A 19,444-nucleotide genomic window follows, 5' to 3' on the forward strand; every position below is an offset into this window, starting at 1 on the left:
GGTCGCGCGCCATGTCCTCCCTGTCCGCCCCCCACGCAGCGGCCCCCGCGCTGCCGGCCAACCCTTTGCGCCGGGCGGCCGGCGCGCTCGACAAAGTGCTGGGCACCGTGGTCGAACACGTTGCCGCGGCCATCGTGCTGGTCGAGATCATCGTGCTGTTCGCCGGCGTGGTGGCGCGTTATGCGCTCCACAGCCCGCTGGTCTGGTCCGATGAGCTGGCGTCCATCCTGTTCCTGTGGCTGTCGATGCTGGGCGCGGTCGTCGCGTTGCGGCGCGGCGAACACATGCGCATGACCGCGCTGGTGAACAACGTCAGCCCCGCGCGGCGCGCGCAACTGGAAACGGTTGCGCTGGCCGCGTCGCTGGCGTTCCTGGTGCTGATCCTGGCGCCCGCCATCGAATACGCCCATGAAGAACACTTCATCATCACGCCCGCGCTGGAACTGAGCAACGCGTGGCGCGCGGCGGCGATTCCCGTCGGCATGGGACTGATGGCCGTCATCGCGCTGCTGCGCCTCTTGCGCACGCAGCCGCTGCCGCAGGTGCTGACGGCGCTGGCGGGCGTGGCGGCGGTGGTCGGGGTGTTCTGGCTGGCGCAGCCGCTGTTCGCGGGGCTGGGCAAGGTGAACCTGGTGATCTTCTTCGTGGGCATCGTCGCCGCCACGGTGTTCTCGGGCGTGCCGATCGCCTTCTCGTTCGCGCTGGCGACGTTCTCGTACCTGGCGCTGACCACCAACACCCCGATGGTCGTCATGGTGGGCCGGCTGGACGAAGGCATGTCGCACCTGATGCTGCTGGCGGTGCCGCTGTTCATCTTCCTGGGCTCGCTGATCGAAATGACCGGCATGGCGCGCGCCATGATCCAGTTCCTGGCCAGCCTGCTTGGCCACGTGCGCGGCGGCCTGTCGTACGTGCTGATCGGCGCGATGTACCTGGTGTCCGGCATCTCGGGTTCCAAGATCGCGGACATGGCGGCCATCGCGCCCGTGCTGTTCCCCGAAATGCAGAAGCGCGGCGCCAAGCCCGGCGACCTGGTCGCCCTGCTGTCCGCCACGGGCGCGCAGACCGAAACCATCCCGCCGTCCATCGTGCTCATCACCATCGGGTCGGTGACGGGCGTGTCGATCGCGGCCCTCTTCACCGGCGGGCTGCTGCCCGCGGTGGTGCTGGGCCTGGCGCTGTGCACGGTCGTCTGGTGGCGCTACCGCAAGGAAGACCTTAGCCTGGTCCAACGCTTCGGCTTCAAGGAGATCGGCCGCTTTTTCATGATCGCGCTGCCGGCCGTGGCCCTGCCGTTCGTGATCCGCGCCGCCGTGGTCGAAGGCGTGGCGACTGCCACCGAGGTCTCCACCATCGGGATCGTGTATTCCGCGGTCGTCGGCCTTCTGATCTACCGCCGCTTCGACTGGGCGCGGTTAAAGCCCATGCTCATCGAAACCGCCTCGCTGTCCGGCGCCATCATGCTGATCGTGGGCTGCGCAACCGCCATGGCGTGGGCGCTGACGCAATCGGGCTTCTCCGGCGACCTGGCCCGCATGATGGCCGGCATGCCCGGCGGCAGCTACGGCTTCCTGGCAGTGTCCATCGTGGCCTTCATCATCCTGGGCAGCGTGCTGGAAGGCATTCCCGCCATCGTGCTGTTCGGCCCGCTGCTGTTCCCCATCGCCGTGCAAGCCGGCGTGCATGAAGTCCACTACGCGATGGTCGTGATCTTCGCCATGGGCATCGGCCTGTTCGCACCGCCCTTCGGCGTCGGCTACTACGGCGCCTGCGCCATCAGCCGCGTCGATCCCAACGAAGGCATCCGCCCGATCTGGGGTTACATCGGCGCGCTGCTGGTGGGCCTGATCATCGTCGCGGCCTTCCCCTGGTTCTCTATCGGTTTCCTGTGACGCGGCGCGGCTCCAAGCGAGCCGCGCCCTTCCCGTCCCTCAGCCACCCTTTTACAAAGATCCCAACATGAGTCGTTTCCTGGGCGAAATCCGCCAACTCGGTTATGTCGTGCACGACATCGAAGCCGCCATGGACTACTGGAGCACCAAGCTCGGCGTGGGCCCCTGGTACTACAACCCGCGCGTGCCCATCGTGAACTACCAGTACGACGGCGTGGGCTACGAGCCCCACAACTCCGTGGCCCTGGCCAACTCGGGCTACGTGCAGGTCGAACTGATCCAGACCCGCAACGACGTGCCCTCCATGTATCGCGACTTCCTGCAAGCCGGCCGCACCGGCCTGCAGCACGTGGCCTACTGGACCGAAAGCTACGACGCCGACCTGGAGCGCCTGCTGGCGCAGGGCTTCAAGCCCAAGATGAGCGGCGAAGTCGGCGAAAAAGGCCGCTTCATTTATTTCGACACCGAATACCACCCCGGCACGGTGATCGAACTGTCGGAAGTGGCCGGCCCCAAGGGACGCCTCTTCGATCTGATCCGCGAAAGCTCGGTGAACTGGGATGGCAAGGACGCCGTCCGCCCCTTCCCCGACCTCAGCCGCCTTTGATACGCCCCCAACGCCGCACATCGCCACCATGAATTCCCAATCGTTTACCGCCACCTACCTGATCGAAACCCCCCAGGACCCGGCACGGGTCGCGGAGGTGATGGCCGGCGAGCAATCCTGCGGCACCTTCACGCGGGTCCAGGGCGAAACCGACGAACTGCGCGCCCGGGCACGGGCGCGCATCGAATCCATCGAGACCCTGGAATCCGTCGACACGCCCAGCCTGTCCAACGCCTACCTGGCGCGCCAGCCGGGCGGCATGCCCGGCAAGTACCAGCGCGCGCGGGTGCGCATCGCGTTTCCCGTCGCCAACGTCGGCGCCAACCTGCCCACGCTGGCGGCCACCGTCGGCGGCAACCTGTATGACCTGGGCGAAGTCACCGGCCTGCGGCTGGAAAGCATGGAACTGACCGCCAACTACCGCGCCCAGTTCGACCTTCCGCAAGTGGGCATCGCCGGCACGCGCGCGCTGACCGGCGTGGACAAGGGGCCGCTGGTGGGCACCATCATCAAGCCCAACGTAGGCCTGTCGCCCGAGCAGACCGCGCACCTCGTGGCGCAGCTTTGCGCCGCCGGTGTGGACTTCATCAAGGACGACGAAGTCTGCGCCAACCCCGCCCACGCCCCGCTCGCGCAGCGCGTGGCGGCCGTGATGGCGGTGGTGCGCGCGCATCGCGAACGCACCGGCCGCAACGTCATGGTCGCGTTCAACATCAGCGACGAAACCGACGCCATGCGCCGGCATGCGGACCTGATCGAGCGCGAAGGCGGCTCCTGCGTCATGGCAAGCCTGAACTGGTGTGGCTATTCCGCCATCCAGACCCTGCGCCGCAGTACGCCCCTGGCCCTGCACGGCCACCGCAACGGCTTCGGCGCACTGTCGCGTCATCCGCTGCTGGGCATCGGCTTCCAGGCCTACCAGACGCTGTGGCGGCTGGCCGGCGTTGATCACATGCACGTGCACGGTCTGCAAGGAAAGTTCTCGCAGGAAGACAGCGAGGTCGTCGAATCTGCCCGCGACTGCCTGGCGTCGCTGACACCCGGCATCGACGACGCCGTCATGCCCGCGTTCTCTTCCGGCCAATGGGCAGGCACGGTGCCCGCCACCTGGTCCGCCGTCCGCACCGACGACCTGCTGTTCATGTCGGGCGGCGGCATTCTCGCCCACCCGGATGGCCCGGCCGCCGGCGTGCAAAGCATCCGCCAGGCCTGGCATGCCGTGCGCGACAACCAGCGCCTTGAAGACTTCGCGCGCAACGCACCCGAACTGCAGCGCGCGCTGGACTTCTTCGGAAACCGCGCATGATTGACGCCGACCGCAGCGCCGACGCGCCGCAGGTGTGCTGGTACGGCGACGACTTCACCGGCGCCACCGACACGCTGGCCGAGGTCTCACGCGCGGGTTTGCGCGCCCTGTTGTTCCTGGGCGTGCCAACGCCGGCGCAATTGCGCCGCGCCGGCCCGCTGGACGCCATCGGCATCGCCGGCGCCGCGCGCGGCATGACGCCCGCCGAGATGGAAGTCGAACTGCGCGCCGTCGGCCAGTTCGCTGCGGCCACCGGCGCCCGCGTGCTGCACTACAAATGCTGTTCCACCTTCGACAGCGCACCGCACGTGGGCAGCATCGGCGCCGCCGTCAGGGAATTGCGGCGCCACATGCCCAATCCGGTCGTTCCGATCGTCGGCGGCCAGCCCAGCATCGGCCGCTATTGCAGCTTCGCCCAGCTCTTCGCCCGCGCCGGATCGGCGCCGGAAGTCCACCGAATCGACCGGCACCCCGTCATGAGCGTGCATCCCGTCACGCCAATGCACGAGGCCGACCTGCGCCTGCATTTGAAGGCGCAGGGGCTGGACGGCATTCGATCGGTGCCGCACATCGCCTATCCGGCTGCCGGCGACACGGGGGCGATCGATGCGTGGATTGAGCCCCTCATCGATTCCGCCGACGGCCCGCTGCTGCTGGATCTGGTGGACGACGCGCAACTGGCCATCATTGGCCGCCTGATTCGCCGGGCGGCCTCTCGCGCGCCGTTGCTGGCCGTTGGCCCCAGCAGCGTGCAGCAGGCGCTGGCTCGCGCCCTTCCCGCCGCGGACAATGCTGCCGCACCGGCATCACCGCTCGGCCCTGCCACCGGTCCCGTGCTCGTCGTCGCGGGCAGCCTGTCTCCCGTCACCGCGCGGCAGATCGCCGCGTGCGAACACTACACGCGCCAGCCGCTGCAAGTGGAGCGCCTTCTGGCCGACACCGATTACGCCGCACAGCAGGTGCAACTGGCCGCCGCCGCGCTGGCCCAGGGCCGCAACGTGCTGGCGCATACCGATAGACCCGCTGCGCCCGTCAACGCGGACCACACCGCCGCCACCGCACGCGCAACTGCCCGGCTCGTTTCGGACATCGTGCGCGCCAGCGCCCAGGCCGGACAACGCCTGACCCGCATCGGCATCGCCGGCGGCGACACGTCCAGCCAGGCCGCCCTGGCGCTGGGGCTGTGGGGCCTGGCGTTCCGCTGCGTCCTGGCCCCCGGCGTGACGGTCAGCGTCACGCGCAGCGACGATCCTTTGACGGACGGCATCGAACTGATGCTCAAGGGCGGGCAGATGGGCGGGGACAAGCTGTTCGACGAATTGGCGAAGGGCGCGGCTTGAGGCGGCCGGGCCTCCACGGCCATATACGCCGCGAGCGTCGCGATAACCGTCTAGCGCTTGTGCCAGTACCTCCCTCCCCGGTCCCGCTGCGCCCAGACTTCCAATCCTTCAGCGCTTGACTGCGCCATCACCGCGCCATCCCGGTCGCTGCGCCAGAACCGGGCCCCGGCCCGCGTCCATCGCAACTCCACCGCCCGGGCGGGATGGCGGAATCGATTCAGGTGCCCGGCCTGCGCGATCGCGTGCTCCGCGCCCACCGCATTGACCAGTTCCCGGCCGGACGAAGACGCCGACCCATGATGGGGCGCAAGCACGATGTCGGCTCCTTCAAGCCCCGACGCCACGAGCTCCCGCTCCTGCGCCACGCCGACATCCCCGGTCAGCAGCAACGAATGGCTTGCGCCGTCCACGCGCAGCACGCAGCTATCGGCGTTCCGGTCATCCGCTTTCGTGCTGCCCTCCGGCGCCGGGTGCAGGAAGGTAAACACCACCCCGTCCGTCTCCCAGCTTGTTCCTCGTTCGCAACGCAACATCTCCCCTGGCAAAACCGGCTGCGCGTTGCCCGCGTCCGGCCACATCCTGGCGTCGCGCCGCAAGAAAGCGGGCAGGTCGAACGACGTGTAGCTGCGCGCCACCGGCGCCGCCGCCAGCACCGCGCGCGTTCCGCCCACGTGGTCCATGTCGGCGTGGGATAAGACCAGCACGTCCAACTGCCCGACGCCACGGGACTGGAGAAACGGCGCGACGACCCGCTCGCCCGCGTCGCTGCCCCCGTAGCTGCGCGGCCCCGCATCAAACAGCAGCGACTGGCTGGCCGTTTCCACAAGAATGGCGCTGCCCTGCCCCACGTCCATCGCGCTCATGCGCCAATGGCCGGGCTCCGGCCTGTCGGGCCGCCAGAACAGCAGAGGCAGCATGCACACCCATCCAAGATGCCGCCCCGGCCATCCTCGTTCCTGCAGCGCCCAGACCATGCCCGCCACCGCCAGCAACAGCCACGGCCACCCGGCTGCAGCGACCGGCATGCTGGCCCAGCCGGCGTTGCCCACCCAGGTCACCGGCGCCATTGTCATATCGAAGGCGGTCAACCCCGCCTGGCCCACCATCGCCGCAAGGCTCTCCGCGCCGGGCAAACACGACAACGCCGCGCACAGCAGCGCCAGCGGAGTCACGATGAACGTCACCGACGGAATCGCCACCGCGTTGGCCAGAGGCGACCCCAGCGACACCTGATGCACCAGGAAGGCGAGCAGCGGCATCAGGCCCACCGTCACCATGAGCTGCAGGCGAACCGCCTGCCCCAGCCGGGCCGCCCAGCGCGCGCGCCAGCCTGCATCAAAGTCAATCGGCGCACTGGCGATGCGCAGCAACACGGCCACCGCGCCGAAGGACAGCCAGAAGCCCGCCGATACGGGCGCCCAAGGATCCAGCGCGACCACCGCGGCCGCCGCGCAGGCCAGCACCCGGTCGGGCGAAAGCGGCAGGCGCGACAACGCCGCCGCCAGCACCACCAACAGCATGAAAAAGGTACGCCGGGCCGGCACACCCCAGCCCGCCAGCAGGCAATACAACAGCGCCACCATCGCCGCGACCGCACCGCCCGCAATGCGCGCCGGCAAACGCTCGGCCAACCCGGTTCCACGCCAACGCAACCGCCGCCAGACCGCCGATGCCAGCAGCCCCGCAATGCCGGCAATCGACGTCACGTGCATGCCGCTGATCGACACCAGATGCGTGATGCCGCTGCGGTTGAAGATGCGCCAGTCGTCGCGCGCCACGCCCGCCTGATCCCCGATCGCCAGCGCGATCATCACCGGCGCATAGCGGTGATCTCCCAGCGCAGCACGCATGCCTTCGCGCACATGGTGCCGAGCCCGTTCTATCGCAATGCCGGCCGTCGCCCACGGCCGATCCGCCAGCAGGGCCGGCTGCCCGCGCACCGTGCCCGTCGCGCGCACCCCGCCGGCAAACAGGCGCCCTTCCAGATCGGGCCCCGAAGGGTTGAGCAACCCGTGCGGCCGCCGCAGCACCACCGCCATGCGCCACACCTGGCCGGGCGCCAACTGCGGCAAGCCCTGATTCGCCCCCGCACCCGCCTGCCAGGTGATCTGAATGCGAGATGGGATACCGGGCCGAGCAGGCTGGTCCAGCTCTGCCATGAACCGCTGTCGTTGCGCATCGCCGTCAGGCAGTTCCGCCACACGCACCACCAGGCGGGACACTTCGTCCTGATGCGCATCGGCCAGCGCATCGTCCAGGCGGTGCTGGGCTTGTAGGGAGGCGTTGATGAAACCGACGGAGAATCCCAGGGTCAGTGCAGCCAGGATGCGCAGGACAGGATGGCGCGCGCGTGACCAGGCGGCGCAGGCCACAGCACCCGCGGCGGCGGCCGTCCACAGCAGTAACGCGTTCGGCAATGACGGCAGTACCTGCACCACCCCCGCGCCCGCCACGAAGGCGAGGCAGAACGATCGGCCCGTGATGACGCTCTCCTGGGAAAAAAGGAAAGCGTAGGCCACGGTATGGACCTGCGAACCAGCAAGTGAGCGGATTTATCCAGCTCGGAGGACCGCCACGGATCCTATTCCATCTGTCGTCTTCAATTTAAAAATGCTGTGTACCGGGGCCGCCGTCAACGAAGAGCGCAACGGCTTCCTCGCGGCGGCTAAAGCCGGAGCTGCCTGGCCAGACGCACAAAGTACATTACCCCCCAACCGAACGCCTCATCCCGACACCCATGAAAGGCACCCGCAATTCCCTGTCTTCCCTGCGCATCTTCCTGACGGCCGCCGAAACGCTGAACTTCAGCCGCGCGGCCGAAGCGCTGAACCTGACCCAAAGCGCCGTCAGCAAGCACGTAGCCGCCTTGGAAGACCGCCTGGGCACGGCCCTCTTCAAGCGCATGCCGGCGGGCCTGCGTCTGACTTACGCCGGCGCGCTGTACCTGGAACGCATCAGCGCCGCGGTGCGGCTCATCGATGAGGCTGACGCGCTGGTGGCCAATCCGGCCTCGCGCGTCGCGCTGAACGTCGCGGTGTCTCCGTCCTTCGCCCAGTTCTTCCTGCTGCCCAGGCTGTCCGAGTTCTTCGAACTGCACCCCGAGATCCGCGTCAATATCCGTCCTCGCCTGCTGCATGGGCGGGACCGCTCGGAAAGATTCGACGCCGAAATCCAGCTGCACACCGGCTACGTCTCGGGCATGAGCGCGCAGTATCTATGCGGTCGCGAGATGACGCTGGTCGCCACCCCCGCGCTGCTTGAACGCCATCCCGTCAAGTCCGTGGAAGACATCGCTCGATTGCCGCTGCTGAAACGGGCGCAGCGTGGCTACGGGTGGGACGAATGGAGAGCCGACGTTGCGCCGCTGTGGTCCGGGCCGGCCGCCACCGCGCCCGAATACGAAGGCTTTTCGATTTTGCTGCCGGCGGTGATGAACGGATTGGGCGCAGGGATCATGCCCTTGTGCATGGTGCTGGACCAATTGGAATCCGGCCGACTGGTGCGCCCGTTCGAAGAGACGGTGGACGGCCGCTACGGCTATCACTTGATGCAACCCCGGCCCAATGTCGGCGGTCCGTACTGCCAGGCGTTCTGCGACTGGGTGATTGCCCAGGGCCAGGAACTGAACGCCAGGACGCGACGGTTCGCCGGGCTGGCATAAAAGGCACAAACCCTGCGCAGCACCGGTATTCCAGTTTGGAATATCCCATGCGCATACTTCCTTTGCCCGGCGCAAATCCAGCCACCACAATGACGTGAAACCATTCATGGGTCACCAAAAAAATCATGTTCAAGTGGAAAAAACTGCTGGCCGCCCTGGCCGTTCCCGCGTCTTTGGCAAGCGTGCAAACAGCCTCGGCCGCCTATCCCGATAAGCCGATCAAGATCGTCGTGCCCTACTCGGCCGGCGGCAGCTCCGACGTGGTGGCCCGCGCCATCAGCGATCAATTGAACGCCCAGCTCGGGCAGTCGGTCATCGTCGAAAACCGCGCCGGCGCAGGATCGATGCTGGGAACCGCGTACGTCGCCACCGAGGCGCCCGACGGCTACACCTTGCTGCTGGCCGACGTGCCGTTCACCATCGTTCCGGCGCTGTACAAAGACCGCGTGAAGTACGACGCGAAAAAGGACTTCGCGCCGATCTCGCTGCTGGGCCTGTCGCCCATGTATCTGTTCGTCAACCCCAAGTTCGAGGCGCAGGACGTCCCGTCCCTGGTCAAAGGCGCCACCGCCAAGCCGGACACCATTTCCATGGGCTCGGGCGGCAATGGCTCCCTGACCCACCTGATGGCCGAACTCTTCATGCAGACCACGAAGACCAAGTTCGCGCACATTCCCTACAAGGGCGCGTCCGCGTCGGTCAACGACCTAGCCGGCGGCCAGATCGACGCCAGTTTCACCACCATGGCGACCGCCGTAGCGCTGTACCAGAGCGGCAAGATCAAGCCCATTGCCGTGTCGTCTCCCGCTCGGCAGGCGGATACGCCCGATGTCCCGACGTTCCAGGAACTGGGATACCAGGGACTGACCGTGCAAAGCTGGTGGGGGCTGGTGGCGCCGGCAGGAACGCCCGAGCCCGTCCGGAAGAAGCTGTCGGACGCGATGGCCAAGGTCATGCAATCCGACCCCGTCAAACAACGGCTGGCCAGCGTGGGCATGAACCTGTCGCCGGACACCAGCGCGGCTGCGCTGAGCTCGTTGCTGGCGCAGGACTTTGAGCGCTGGGCCGACCTGGTGCAGCGCGCCAATATCACTTTCGAATAAACAATTTTGCTGCGCCGCGCGGCCATGCGCGGCGCCGGAGACACAGATGACATCCTGGCAACAGGCGGCCGCCGGCGACGCGGCCCTGATGGGCGACTTTCAAACGATTTGCAGTTTTGGCGGGCGCCTGTCGGGCACGGGCAAGGACGAAGCCGCCATGGAATGGGCGCTGACGCGCCTGCGGGAAATCGGGCCCGACGTGCGCCGGGTGCAGGTGCCGTACGATGGCTGGCGCTGCCTGTCGAGCAGCCTGACGCTGCTTGGCGATAAACCCGTGGACCTGGAGTGCGTGCCCCTGCTGCGCTCGGCGTCCACAAGCGCCGAGGGACTGGAAGGCGTTGTGCAGGACCTGGGCGCCGGCCGCCCGGAAGATTTTGAACAGGCCGGCGATGCGGTGCGCGGCAAGATCGTGCTGGTGCGCCACGAGTATCCGTTTTCGCGGGGGCATGTCCATCGTCGCCGCAAGTACGACATGGCCGTGGCCCAAGGCGCTGCCGCTTTCCTGATCGCCAATCCCTTGCCGGAAGCCGGCCCGCTGTCCGGATCGTCGGGACGTCCCCGCGACGGCGCCGGCATTCCGGCAGCCTATATCGGTCACGAAGCGGCACTGGCATTGACCGCGCAGCCCGGCTCGCGCGTGCGCCTGCAGATTCAGGGCGAAGAAGTGCGGGATTCGATGGCCTGCGCCGGCATCCTGGACCTGCCCGGCGGCCGCGACAGCCGGGTGGTCATCAGCGCGCACATGGACGGCCATGACCTGGGCACGAGCGCGCTGGACAACGCCACGGGCGTGGCCGTTGCGCTGGCTGCCGCCCGCAACCTTGCGGGTTGCCTTGGGCCCGACACGCCGGGTCTGCGCATCTGCTTTTTCACCGCCGAGGAATGGGCACTGGCAGGTTCTGCGCGCTATCTGGCCGACATGGCGCCATCTGAGCGTCAAAAGCTGAAAATCAACATCAACCTGGACACCGTGGCCGGCGACGACACCCTGTGCGCATTGATCAGCGACTACCCGGCGCTGGCAGGCGTGGTGGACGGCGCCACCGCGCAGGCTGGCGTGCCCGTCTCGCACTGGCTGCCGTTCATGCCGAATTCGGACCACGCCAATTTCGCGAAACACGGCATCCCTGCCCTTCGTCTGGTGGCCGGCTTTGAAAAACCTGAATCTCGCGTTCGGCACATCCTTTCACGTGGCGACGTCCCCGGCATCATCCTCGAAAGCGAAATGCGCAATGCCTTGGCGGTGACCTGCGCAATGGCTTCCCTGGCGCTGGGCATGAGCGACCGGGACCTGGACGCGTTGAAAGCAGGCTCGACCTGCCCCGGCGTCTAGGACGCTGGCGCTCGCCACTGGCACGCCGATTCGCCAGGCACGCCGCTTGCTGAGTCTCCAATTCGACAGGCGGCATCCGTCGCCTGGTGGATTCAATTCAAGGAGACCGATATGGCGGACCATGTGATCAAGGTATTGAACGATCTGATCGAAACCTCGAAAGATGGCGAAAAAGGATTCACCGCCGCGGCCGACGACACAAAGACCGCGGAACTGCAGGAACTCTTCAGGAATCGCGCGCGCGACTGCGCGGCAGGCGCCGCGGAGCTGCAGGCCGTGGTCAGCCAGATGGGCGGCAAGCCCGAGGACAGCGGAACAGTGTCCGGCGCGATGCACCGGGGCTGGACGAACCTGAAGGCAGCGGTCGCAAGCCGCACGGACCTGGTCCTGCTGGAAGAATGCGAGCGCGGCGAAGACGTCGCCAAGGCCGCTTACGCCAAGGCGCTGAAGGACATCCTGCCCGAAAATGTCCGCGCCATCGTCGAGCGCCAGTATCAAGGCGTGCTGCGCAATCACGACCAGATCCGTGATTTGCGCGACCGTTACCGCGCCGCGACCTGATCTGCGTGACGCCCCCGGAGTACCGGCATGCCCCGGGGGACCAGCCAGGAAATCGCGCCTAAGTCACGGCGCTTGATCTGAACGCACGTGCCTCAAACGCGGGACGTTGAAGCAGCACGGCGCGGCGCGCCCGCTTTACTTCCGTCGTTGTTCGCGCCGGCCGGAACGCCCAGGCGCACGGCGTTGGATTTGAAACGACTGGCATTTCAAGCAGGAACGCTTCCTACCGCACCAATTCCGCGTACACGCGCTTGAACAAGGAGAAGCGCTGCTTCAAGCCTGCCAGCCCGCCATTGATCCGGCGCGTGATCCTGGCGAAATCTTCAAGATCGTCATCGTGCGTCCGGTCATCGGCAAGCTCGTTCAACCCGCGCGATTGCCAGTACCACCCCGCGCTCAGCGCCGCCCATTTCGGTTCCGCCAGCAAATCAGGCGTGTTGAGCAGGTCCACGCCGATGGCATCCGCCGCCGCATCGTAATTGCTGCGCCCCGTCAGCTGGATGATGCCCCTTCCGCGATACCGGTAGCCGTCGTCGCTTGCGACGTCGCCATTGCCCATCCGGTTCGCGTACACCATGTTCGCCAGCCCCTGCGGATTGTTCACATAGGGCATCGCCGACGCCTCGTCCGGAAAGCGCTTCGGCCAGACCTTGGTCAAGCGCGCGGCGGTCGTGTACTTCAGATTCTCTTCCAGCCGGTTGTATTCGGCGGATTCATAGCCCGTCTGAGCAAGAAAGCTCGCGATCCGATCGGGGGTTTCGATCTCGTACTTCTGGAATGCCGGGGCCAGCGCCTCGGCCCACGCCGCGGGCGCCTTGCAGTTGGGAAAGACGCGTTGGAGCTGATCGAGACTCAGCATGATCGTTCCTCGGGTGCATAGGAGTGGCCGCGATTTGGTGGCAGCAGACAGTGAGTTTGAGCCACGCCCGGCAGCTGCAAATACCTAATTTTGGGTATGGCCGAACACACGCGCGTCGCTCGCGTTGCGAGGGATCATGGACCGGGAAAACAAATTATGAAACACTCCGATATTTTTAGATACGCGTCGCCCTTCTGTTTGAAGCTGTCCGGGCGGTCCGTTTGTTAATCACTTACTTCCAACCACAATGAATCGAACGACCAAGAACATGCTGAAACTGGCCGCAGCCGGCGGCGCCATCCTTTTGGCAAGCGGATGCGCGAACGTGCCCATGGCTTCTGAAGAAAGCAACCTGAAGGCCAAGACATTTGCCGTCCCCGACGAAGGGAAGTCCGGATTGTTCGTTTATCGGGACAGCTTTGCAGGCAAAGCGCTGAAGAAAGACGTCTATGTCGATGGCAACTGCCTCGGCGAGACCGCTGACAGGGTCTTCTTCTATACCCAGGTCGAAGGCAACAAATCGCACAAGGTGTCGACCGAATCGGAATTCTCCCCGAACGATCTTCTGCTCACGATGGAGGCGGGCAAGAACTACTTCGTCCGGCAATTCATCAAACTGGGCGTGTTCGTCGGCGGCGCCGGCGTAGAACAGGTGTCGGAAGAAGAAGGGAAAAGGGTGATTTCCAAACCCGAACTGAAGCTGGCTGCTGAAGGCCAGTGCGGCTGATCGCTTAAGACTTCCCCGCCAACAAGCCGCAAGTTCGCGCGCCAGGCGGGGACCTTGACACCTCCCGCTCCCCCCGGGAACATACCCTCTTCCACCCGGGGAGCGTCGCCAAGGCGCTGAGAATCCGTTGGCCTGCCTTGCAGGCAATGCACGGCGACCCGTCGAACCTGATCCAGATAACGCTGGCGTAGGGATGGTGCGTGTCCATGGGCGCGCGTCCCCCGCGCAAGGACCGCCCCGCATGACGCATTCCGATCTTCAAGCCCTAGCCCACCGCTCCCAGGACCTCCTGGCCGCCGTCCGCCGCGACGCGCCGCTGGTGCAGTGCCTGACCAACTTCGTCTCGATGAACTACGCGGCCAACGCCGTGCTGGCCATTGGCGCATCGCCCGCGATGGTGCATGCCGAGCAAGAGGCGCCTGAGTTCGCGCGGATTGCCGGCGCGGTGGTGATCAATATCGGCACGCTTTCCGCGCCGTGGCTCGACAGCATGCTCTTGACCGCGGCTGCCGCCGGCCAGGCCGGCACTCCTTGGGTGCTGGACCCGGTGGCGCATCACGCAACGGGATTCCGACGCGACGCCATCCGGCGGCTGCTGGACCTCAAGCCCACGATCATCCGGGGCAATGCCTCGGAAATCATCGCGCTGGCCGGCGGACAGAGCGCCGGCAGGGGCGTGGATGCGCGCGACGCCGTGGCGCAGGCGGAGCAATCGGCGCTGGACATCGCGGTACGCCGCCAAACCGTCGTGGCGGTCACCGGGGAGGTGGACTTCGTCACCGACGGGACGCGCTCGGTTCGGATCGGCGGCGGATCCCCGCTGATGCCGCGCGTGACGGCCACCGGCTGCGCGCTGACCGCCGTCGTTGGCGCCTTTGCTGCTGTTTCCCGGGACGATCCCTACGCCGCGGCGGTCGCCGCCCTGTCCTGCTTCGGCATTGCGGGGCAGCGGGCCCACACCCAGGCGCAAGGCCCGGGTTCATTCGCCTGGCGATTCCTGGACGCGCTGGCCGGGCTGGAAGCGGATTGCCTCACGCGCGAATCGCCGCTGCATTGAAATTGATCTGGCCCCGGGCGTGTCACGGGTAGGTCACACGCTGTCCCCAAAATTCTTTCCTTCAACACGGAGGAAAGACGGTGAAGCCACACCTACGCAAGATCTTTGCAGTCACCGCCAGCTTTGCGCTGGTGGCCGGCCTGTCCGCCTGCGGCGGCGACGACGATGATAACGACGCCGCACCCGAAACCCCGCCGCAGGCCAGCGTGCCGCAGGGCGCGACGCTGGACGTCGCCATCCTGGGCACCACCGACCTGCACGCCAATGTGCTGGGCTACGACTACTACAAGCTGGCCGAGGACAAGAGCTACGGCATGGACCGCACGGCCACGCTGATCGCCAACGCCCGCAAGCAGAACCCGAACACGCTGTTGTTCGACAACGGCGACACGGTCCAGGGGACTGCGCTGTCGGATTACCAGGCGCTGGTGTCGCCGGTGCAGTGCTCCGACATGATTGCGATCTACAAGCAGATGAAGCTGCTGTCGTACGACGCGGGCACGATGGGCAACCACGAGTTCAACTACGGCCTGCCCTTCCTGTCGCAGATCACGAATGTGGACTTCGGCCTGGCCGGCATCGGCAAGGGCACGGCGCAGACCAACCCCGCCGGCGCGAAGGACTGCGCGGCGCCGGAATTCCCGTTCGTATCCGCCAACGTGGTGTCGGCGGCTTCCAAGCAGCCCATCTTCAAGCCGTGGGTGATGCTGGACAAGACGTTCAAGGCCACGGACGCCAGCGGCAAGTCGATCGACGTGCCGCTCAAGGTCGGCGTGATCGGCTTTGCGCCCCCGCCCATCATGCAATGGGACAAGGCCAACCTGGAAGGCCACGTGGAAGTCACGGGCTGGAAGGAAACGGCGGCGCGCTACGTGCCTGAAATGAAGGCCGCGGGCGCGGACCTGGTCGTGGCGCTGGCGCATGGCGGCATCGATCTGGCGACGGCCTACAGCCCCGACATGGAAAACGGCGCGGGTTACCTGAGCCAGGTGGCCGGCATCGATGCGCTCATCACGGGTCACCAGCATCTGCTGTTCCCCGACACGAACGAGAAGTCGCAATTTGCCGGCCAACCGGGCGTGGAATTGGCGAAGGGCCTGATCAATGGCGTGCCCACGGTGCAGGCTGGCCAGTGGGGCAACAACCTGGGTCAGATCACGCTGAAGCTGGCGTACGACCAGGGCTGGAAGGTGCAGAAGGATGCGACGCAGGTTCAGCGCATTTCGACCCGCCTGACGGCGCAGAGCGGCTCTACGCCCGCCACCTATGTCGAACCCGATTCCGCCGTGCAACAGTTGGTGCAGGCCGAGCACGCCGCCACCATCGACTACGTCAAGACGCCGATCGGCCAGAGCCAGTTCGACATGGCCACGTACTACGCGCTGGCGGGCGACGTGTCCGCGCTGCAGATCGTGAACATGGCGCAGATCGACTACCTGACCGACTACATCGCGAAAAACAGCCCGTCATATGCGGGCCTGCCCATCCTGTCGGCCGCCGCGCCGTTCAAGGGGGGCCGCAATGGTCCCGGCGACTTCACGTACGTGAAGCAGGGCAACGTCGCGATCAACAACGCCGCCGACCTTTACCTGTATCCCAACACGCTGCAAGTAGTGCGGGTCAGCGGCGACATCGTGCGCCAGTGGCTGGAAAAGACCGCCGAACAGTTCAAGCAGATCGACCCCTCGCAGGTCGCGCCGCAAGATCTGATCGACACCAGCTTCCCGACGTTCAACTTCGACGTGCTGTACGCGGCGGGCAATGCCCTGAAGTATGAAATCGACGTGACCCAGCCGAAGGGCTCGCGGATCACGGCGCTGACGTACAACGGCGCACCGCTGGATCTGACTGCGGAGTTCCTGGTGGTGACCAACAACTACCGCGCCAGCGGCGGCGGCGACTTCCCCGGCCTGGCCGGCGGCAAGGGCGACATCGTGCTGCAGGCCCCGGACGCCAGCCGCGACGTGCTGATCAGCTACATCAAGAAGAATCCCACGCTTGACCTGGCCACCTTTGGCCTGGACCGCAGCTGGCGCTTCACGCAGCTGAGCTCGCTGTCCGGACCCGTGGTGTTCTCGTCGGTGCCGGGCACGCTGGCCATGGCGTCGGCGCACGGCGTGACCAACGTCTCGGTGTACGACGCCACGCCCGACTCGGTGACGCAGCTCTCGCGTTACGCGCTGGACCTGACCCAGTAAAACGGTCGGATCAGGTGGGCGTCCTGCAACGGGGCGCCCGCCTAGCGGTAGTACACGCAGATGCGCTTGCCGCCGATTTCGTGCACGTCGATCGGCAGCTCATACAGTTCGCTCAGCACGTCCGGCCGGATCAGTTCGGCCGGCGGGCCGTGGCGGGCAATTCGGCCCTGTCGCATCGCCACAATGCGGTCCGCGTAGCTGGACGCGAAGTTGATGTCGTGCAGCACCAGCACCACCGTCTTGCCCAGTTCATCCGCGGCGCGGCGCAACGTGCCCATCATCGCGACGGCATGCTTCATGTCCAGGCTGTTCAGCGGTTCGTCCAGCAGCACGTAGCGCGTGTCCTGGCATAACACCATGGCCACGAAGGCGCGCTGGCGCTGGCCGCCGGACATCTCGTCCAGGTAGCGGTCGGCCAGGGGCTCCAGGTTCAGGTAGGCGATGGCGCGGTCGATATGAACCTTATCGTCCATCGTCAGCCGCCCGCCCGTGTGCGGGTAACGGCCAAACGCCACCAGGTCCTTCACCGTCAGCCGCAGCGGCAGGTGGTTGTCCTGGCGCAGGATGGACAGACGGCGCGCCAGGTCGCGGCTGTCGGCCCGCGTCACGTCCAGGCCTTCGACCAGCACGCGGCCCGCGCTCATCGGCAAGAGCCGGCTGACCATCGACAGCAAGGTGGACTTGCCCGCGCCGTTGGGGCCGATGATCGCCGTGACCCCACCCGCCGGCAGGTCAAGGCTGACATCGTCGATGACGACCGTATCGCCGTACTGCTTACTGACGTTCTGGATTTCTATCATCGGCGCCCCCTGCGCAAGATCAGGACGAGGAACATCACGCCGCCCACGAATTCAATCACCACGCTGACCGTGGTGTTCAGGCCCAAGACCCGCTCAAGCAGCGTCTGGCCGCCCACCAGGAAGATGACGCTCAACAGCGTCGCCGCCGGCACCGTGTACTTGTGCTTGTCGGAACCCATGGCCTGATACGCCAGGTTGCTGACCAGCAGCCCGAAAAACGTCACGGGCCCGACCAGCGCCGTGGACACCGACACCAGCACGGCAATGGCCGCCAGGGTCAGCATCACCGTGCGTCGGTAGTCCACGCCCAGGTTCAGTGAGATATCCCGGCCCAGCGCCAGCACGTCGTAACGTCGGCGCATCCGCCAGATCAGCAGCGACGCGGCGAATACGGCCGCCAGCGCGATCGGCAGCAATTCCACGCGAACCGAATTGAAGCTGGCGAACATGCGGTCCTGCAGCACCAGGAATTCGTTGGGGTCGATCAGCCGCACCACGAAGTTCGACAGGCTGCGGAACAGCAGCCCGAAGATGATGCCCACCAGCATCATCAGATGCAGGCTGCGCACCGCATCGGAAAACAGCCAACGAAACAGCAGGCAGGCGAACGCCGTCATGGCGCAGACCTCCAGCAGGAAGGCGGCGACGGGGTGGCTCGCGGCAGCCGCCGCCTGACCGAAGCCGAACACCACCACGGCCTGGATCAGCAGATACAGCGCATCGAAGCCCATGATGGCCGGCGTCAGGATGCGGTTGTGCGTGATGGTCTGGAACAGCACCGACGACACCGCGACGGCATAGGCCACCAGCAGCATGGCCACGAGCTTGCCGCCCCGGAACGGGATGACGAACGACCACTGGCCGTTTGCGCCCAGCGTCATGAAGGCCGTGATGCAAAGCAATGCGGCGGCGCCCAGCAGCGCCAGCCGCCAGGCCTGCGGCGAGCGCGCGGAAGTCAGGGACAACGAGGACTCAGCCAAGGCGGTTCCTCCGCGTGCGCAGCAGCCACAGGAACAGGATGCTGCCCAGCACGCCCACCACGGTTCCGATGGGAATCTCGTAGGGATGGATCACCATGCGGCCGATGATGTCGCAGGCCAGCACGAACACGCCGCCCAACGCGGCCACCCATGGAATGGCGCGGCGCATGTTGTCGCCCAGCACCAGGCTGACGGCGTTGGGCACGATCAGGCCCAGGAAGGGAATGCCGCCCGCGGTCACGACGACCACGGCGGAGATGGCCGATACGATCAGCAGGCCGACCAGCGTCAGCCGCGCGTGATTCAGACCCAGATTGGAGGCAAACTCGCGCCCCATGCCCGCCACGGTGTAGCGGTCGGCGGCGGCGTAGGCCGCGCACGCCAGTGCGAAGCCGATCCACAGCAATTCGTAGCGGCCGCGCAGCACGCCGGAAAAATCGCCGGTGGTCCAGGCATGCAGCGACTGAAGCAGGTCAAAGCGATACGCCACGAAGGTCGTGACCGCGTGGATCACGCCGCCCAGGATCAGGCCGATCAGCGGAACGATGAATGGCGTGCGCAATGGCACGCGACGCAGCAGCGCCAGGAACAGCAAGGTGCCGGCCAGCGCAAAACCCGTAGCCGTGAGCATCTTGCCGATCACCGGCGTATCCGGCGCAAGCAGGGTCACGACAAGGATGCCCAGCGTCGCGGATTCGACGGTGCCGGCCGTCGTGGGTTCCACGTAACGGTTGCGCACCAGCATCTGCATGATCAGGCCGGCCACCGCCAGCGCCATGCCGGCGAGCAGCAGCGCGATCGTCCGCGGGATGCGGCTGACCATCAGCAGCCGCCATGCGCGTTCGGCCTCTTCGCCCCCGCTCCAGAGCGCGGTCCACGACATCTGGCCCGCGCCCAGGCTGATGCTGGCCACGCACAGCACCAGCACCAGCAACAGCACCAACACCGCGGCCAGGCCGCCCCAACCGCTTATCGCCTGCCGCCAATTCACCGGCGGCCCTTCCACGCTGCCCGCATGCT

Annotated in this window: 16 protein-coding genes and 1 riboswitch; of the genes, 11 read left to right on the plus strand and 5 right to left on the minus strand. The window is 66.4% G+C overall.

What is annotated here, in order from left to right:
* The first annotated feature begins 11 nt into the window (after positions 1-11).
* The 4 genes from RT614_RS15500 to RT614_RS15515 all read left to right on the plus strand — a co-directional run bounded on the left by RT614_RS15500 (position 12) and on the right by RT614_RS15515 (position 5,145).
* Complete coding sequence (locus RT614_RS15500) at positions 12-1,892, plus strand: TRAP transporter large permease subunit (protein ID WP_313623013.1); 1,881 nt, start codon at positions 12-14, stop codon at positions 1,890-1,892.
* Between the two features lie 67 nt (positions 1,893-1,959).
* Entirely contained in the window at positions 1,960-2,499 is a 540-nt protein-coding gene (locus tag RT614_RS15505; protein ID WP_313623014.1) for a VOC family protein, read from the plus strand.
* A gap of 28 nt (positions 2,500-2,527) precedes the next feature.
* Positions 2,528-3,805 (plus strand): ribulose-bisphosphate carboxylase large subunit family protein, encoded by a 1,278-nt coding sequence (locus tag RT614_RS15510; protein WP_313623016.1) that lies wholly within the window; start codon positions 2,528-2,530, stop codon positions 3,803-3,805.
* Positions 3,802-5,145 carry a four-carbon acid sugar kinase family protein gene (locus RT614_RS15515; protein ID WP_313623017.1) on the plus strand — a complete coding sequence of 448 codons (1,344 nt, stop codon included), beginning with the start codon at positions 3,802-3,804 and terminating at the stop codon, positions 5,143-5,145. The genes RT614_RS15510 and RT614_RS15515 overlap by 4 nt, the downstream gene beginning before the upstream one ends.
* Before the next feature lie 50 nt (positions 5,146-5,195).
* Here the strand turns inward: RT614_RS15515 and RT614_RS15520 are convergent, their stop codons facing one another.
* Entirely contained in the window at positions 5,196-7,664 is a 2,469-nt protein-coding gene (locus RT614_RS15520) for a DNA internalization-related competence protein ComEC/Rec2 (RefSeq protein ID WP_313623018.1), read from the minus strand.
* A gap of 218 nt (positions 7,665-7,882) precedes the next feature.
* On the opposite strand from RT614_RS15520, the gene RT614_RS15525 reads away from it, so the two are divergent.
* From RT614_RS15525 to RT614_RS15540, 4 genes are all read left to right on the plus strand, one after another.
* Complete coding sequence (locus RT614_RS15525; protein WP_313623019.1) at positions 7,883-8,806, plus strand: LysR substrate-binding domain-containing protein; 924 nt, start codon at positions 7,883-7,885, stop codon at positions 8,804-8,806.
* Positions 8,807-8,931: 125 nt separating this feature from the next.
* Positions 8,932-9,909, plus strand: coding sequence for a tripartite tricarboxylate transporter substrate binding protein (locus tag RT614_RS15530; RefSeq protein ID WP_313623020.1), 978 nt, complete (start codon positions 8,932-8,934; stop codon positions 9,907-9,909).
* A gap of 46 nt (positions 9,910-9,955) precedes the next feature.
* Complete coding sequence (locus RT614_RS15535; protein WP_313623021.1) at positions 9,956-11,242, plus strand: M28 family peptidase; 1,287 nt, start codon at positions 9,956-9,958, stop codon at positions 11,240-11,242.
* 111 nt (positions 11,243-11,353) lie between these two features.
* A complete protein-coding gene (locus tag RT614_RS15540) occupies positions 11,354-11,803 on the plus strand; it encodes a PA2169 family four-helix-bundle protein (protein WP_313623022.1) in 450 nt (149 codons plus the stop codon).
* A 223-nt stretch (positions 11,804-12,026) separates the two neighbouring features.
* Here RT614_RS15540 and RT614_RS15545 read toward each other — a convergent pair whose 3' ends face one another.
* On the minus strand, positions 12,027-12,662 hold the full coding sequence (locus tag RT614_RS15545; RefSeq protein WP_313623023.1) for a glycoside hydrolase family 19 protein: 636 nt from the start codon (positions 12,660-12,662) through the stop codon (positions 12,027-12,029).
* Between the two features lie 268 nt (positions 12,663-12,930).
* Here RT614_RS15545 and RT614_RS15550 point away from each other — a divergent pair, with 268 nt between their 5' ends.
* The 3 genes from RT614_RS15550 (at position 12,931) to RT614_RS15560 (ending at position 16,644) form a co-directional block, all read left to right on the plus strand.
* Entirely contained in the window at positions 12,931-13,389 is a 459-nt protein-coding gene (locus tag RT614_RS15550; RefSeq protein ID WP_313623024.1) for a DUF2846 domain-containing protein, read from the plus strand.
* Positions 13,390-13,475: 86 nt separating this feature from the next.
* Positions 13,476-13,601, plus strand: a riboswitch (TPP riboswitch).
* 29 nt (positions 13,602-13,630) lie between these two features.
* Positions 13,631-14,446: a hydroxyethylthiazole kinase gene (thiM, locus tag RT614_RS15555; protein ID WP_313623025.1), complete on the plus strand. Its 816-nt coding sequence runs from the start codon at positions 13,631-13,633 to the stop codon at positions 14,444-14,446.
* Between the two features lie 80 nt (positions 14,447-14,526).
* A complete protein-coding gene (locus tag RT614_RS15560; RefSeq protein WP_313623026.1) occupies positions 14,527-16,644 on the plus strand; it encodes a 5'-nucleotidase C-terminal domain-containing protein in 2,118 nt (705 codons plus the stop codon).
* A gap of 41 nt (positions 16,645-16,685) precedes the next feature.
* On the opposite strand, the gene RT614_RS15565 is transcribed toward RT614_RS15560, so the two are convergent.
* Genes RT614_RS15565 through RT614_RS15575 form a run of 3 tightly spaced genes read right to left on the minus strand, consistent with a single transcriptional unit; the run spans position 16,686 to position 19,415 of the window.
* Complete coding sequence (locus tag RT614_RS15565) at positions 16,686-17,444, minus strand: ABC transporter ATP-binding protein (RefSeq protein WP_313623027.1); 759 nt, start codon at positions 17,442-17,444, stop codon at positions 16,686-16,688.
* Positions 17,441-18,424 carry an iron chelate uptake ABC transporter family permease subunit gene (locus RT614_RS15570; RefSeq protein WP_313623028.1) on the minus strand — a complete coding sequence of 328 codons (984 nt, stop codon included), beginning with the start codon at positions 18,422-18,424 and terminating at the stop codon, positions 17,441-17,443. The genes RT614_RS15565 and RT614_RS15570 overlap by 4 nt, the downstream gene beginning before the upstream one ends.
* Positions 18,417-19,415 (minus strand): ABC transporter permease, encoded by a 999-nt coding sequence (locus tag RT614_RS15575; protein ID WP_313623029.1) that lies wholly within the window; start codon positions 19,413-19,415, stop codon positions 18,417-18,419. Before RT614_RS15575 ends, RT614_RS15570 begins: the two co-directional genes overlap by 8 nt.
* Between the last annotated feature and the right edge of the window lie 29 nt (positions 19,416-19,444).

Source organism: Achromobacter sp. (genome assembly GCF_032102605.1).
In the GTDB taxonomy this organism is placed as follows: domain Bacteria; phylum Pseudomonadota; class Gammaproteobacteria; order Burkholderiales; family Burkholderiaceae_B; genus Achromobacter.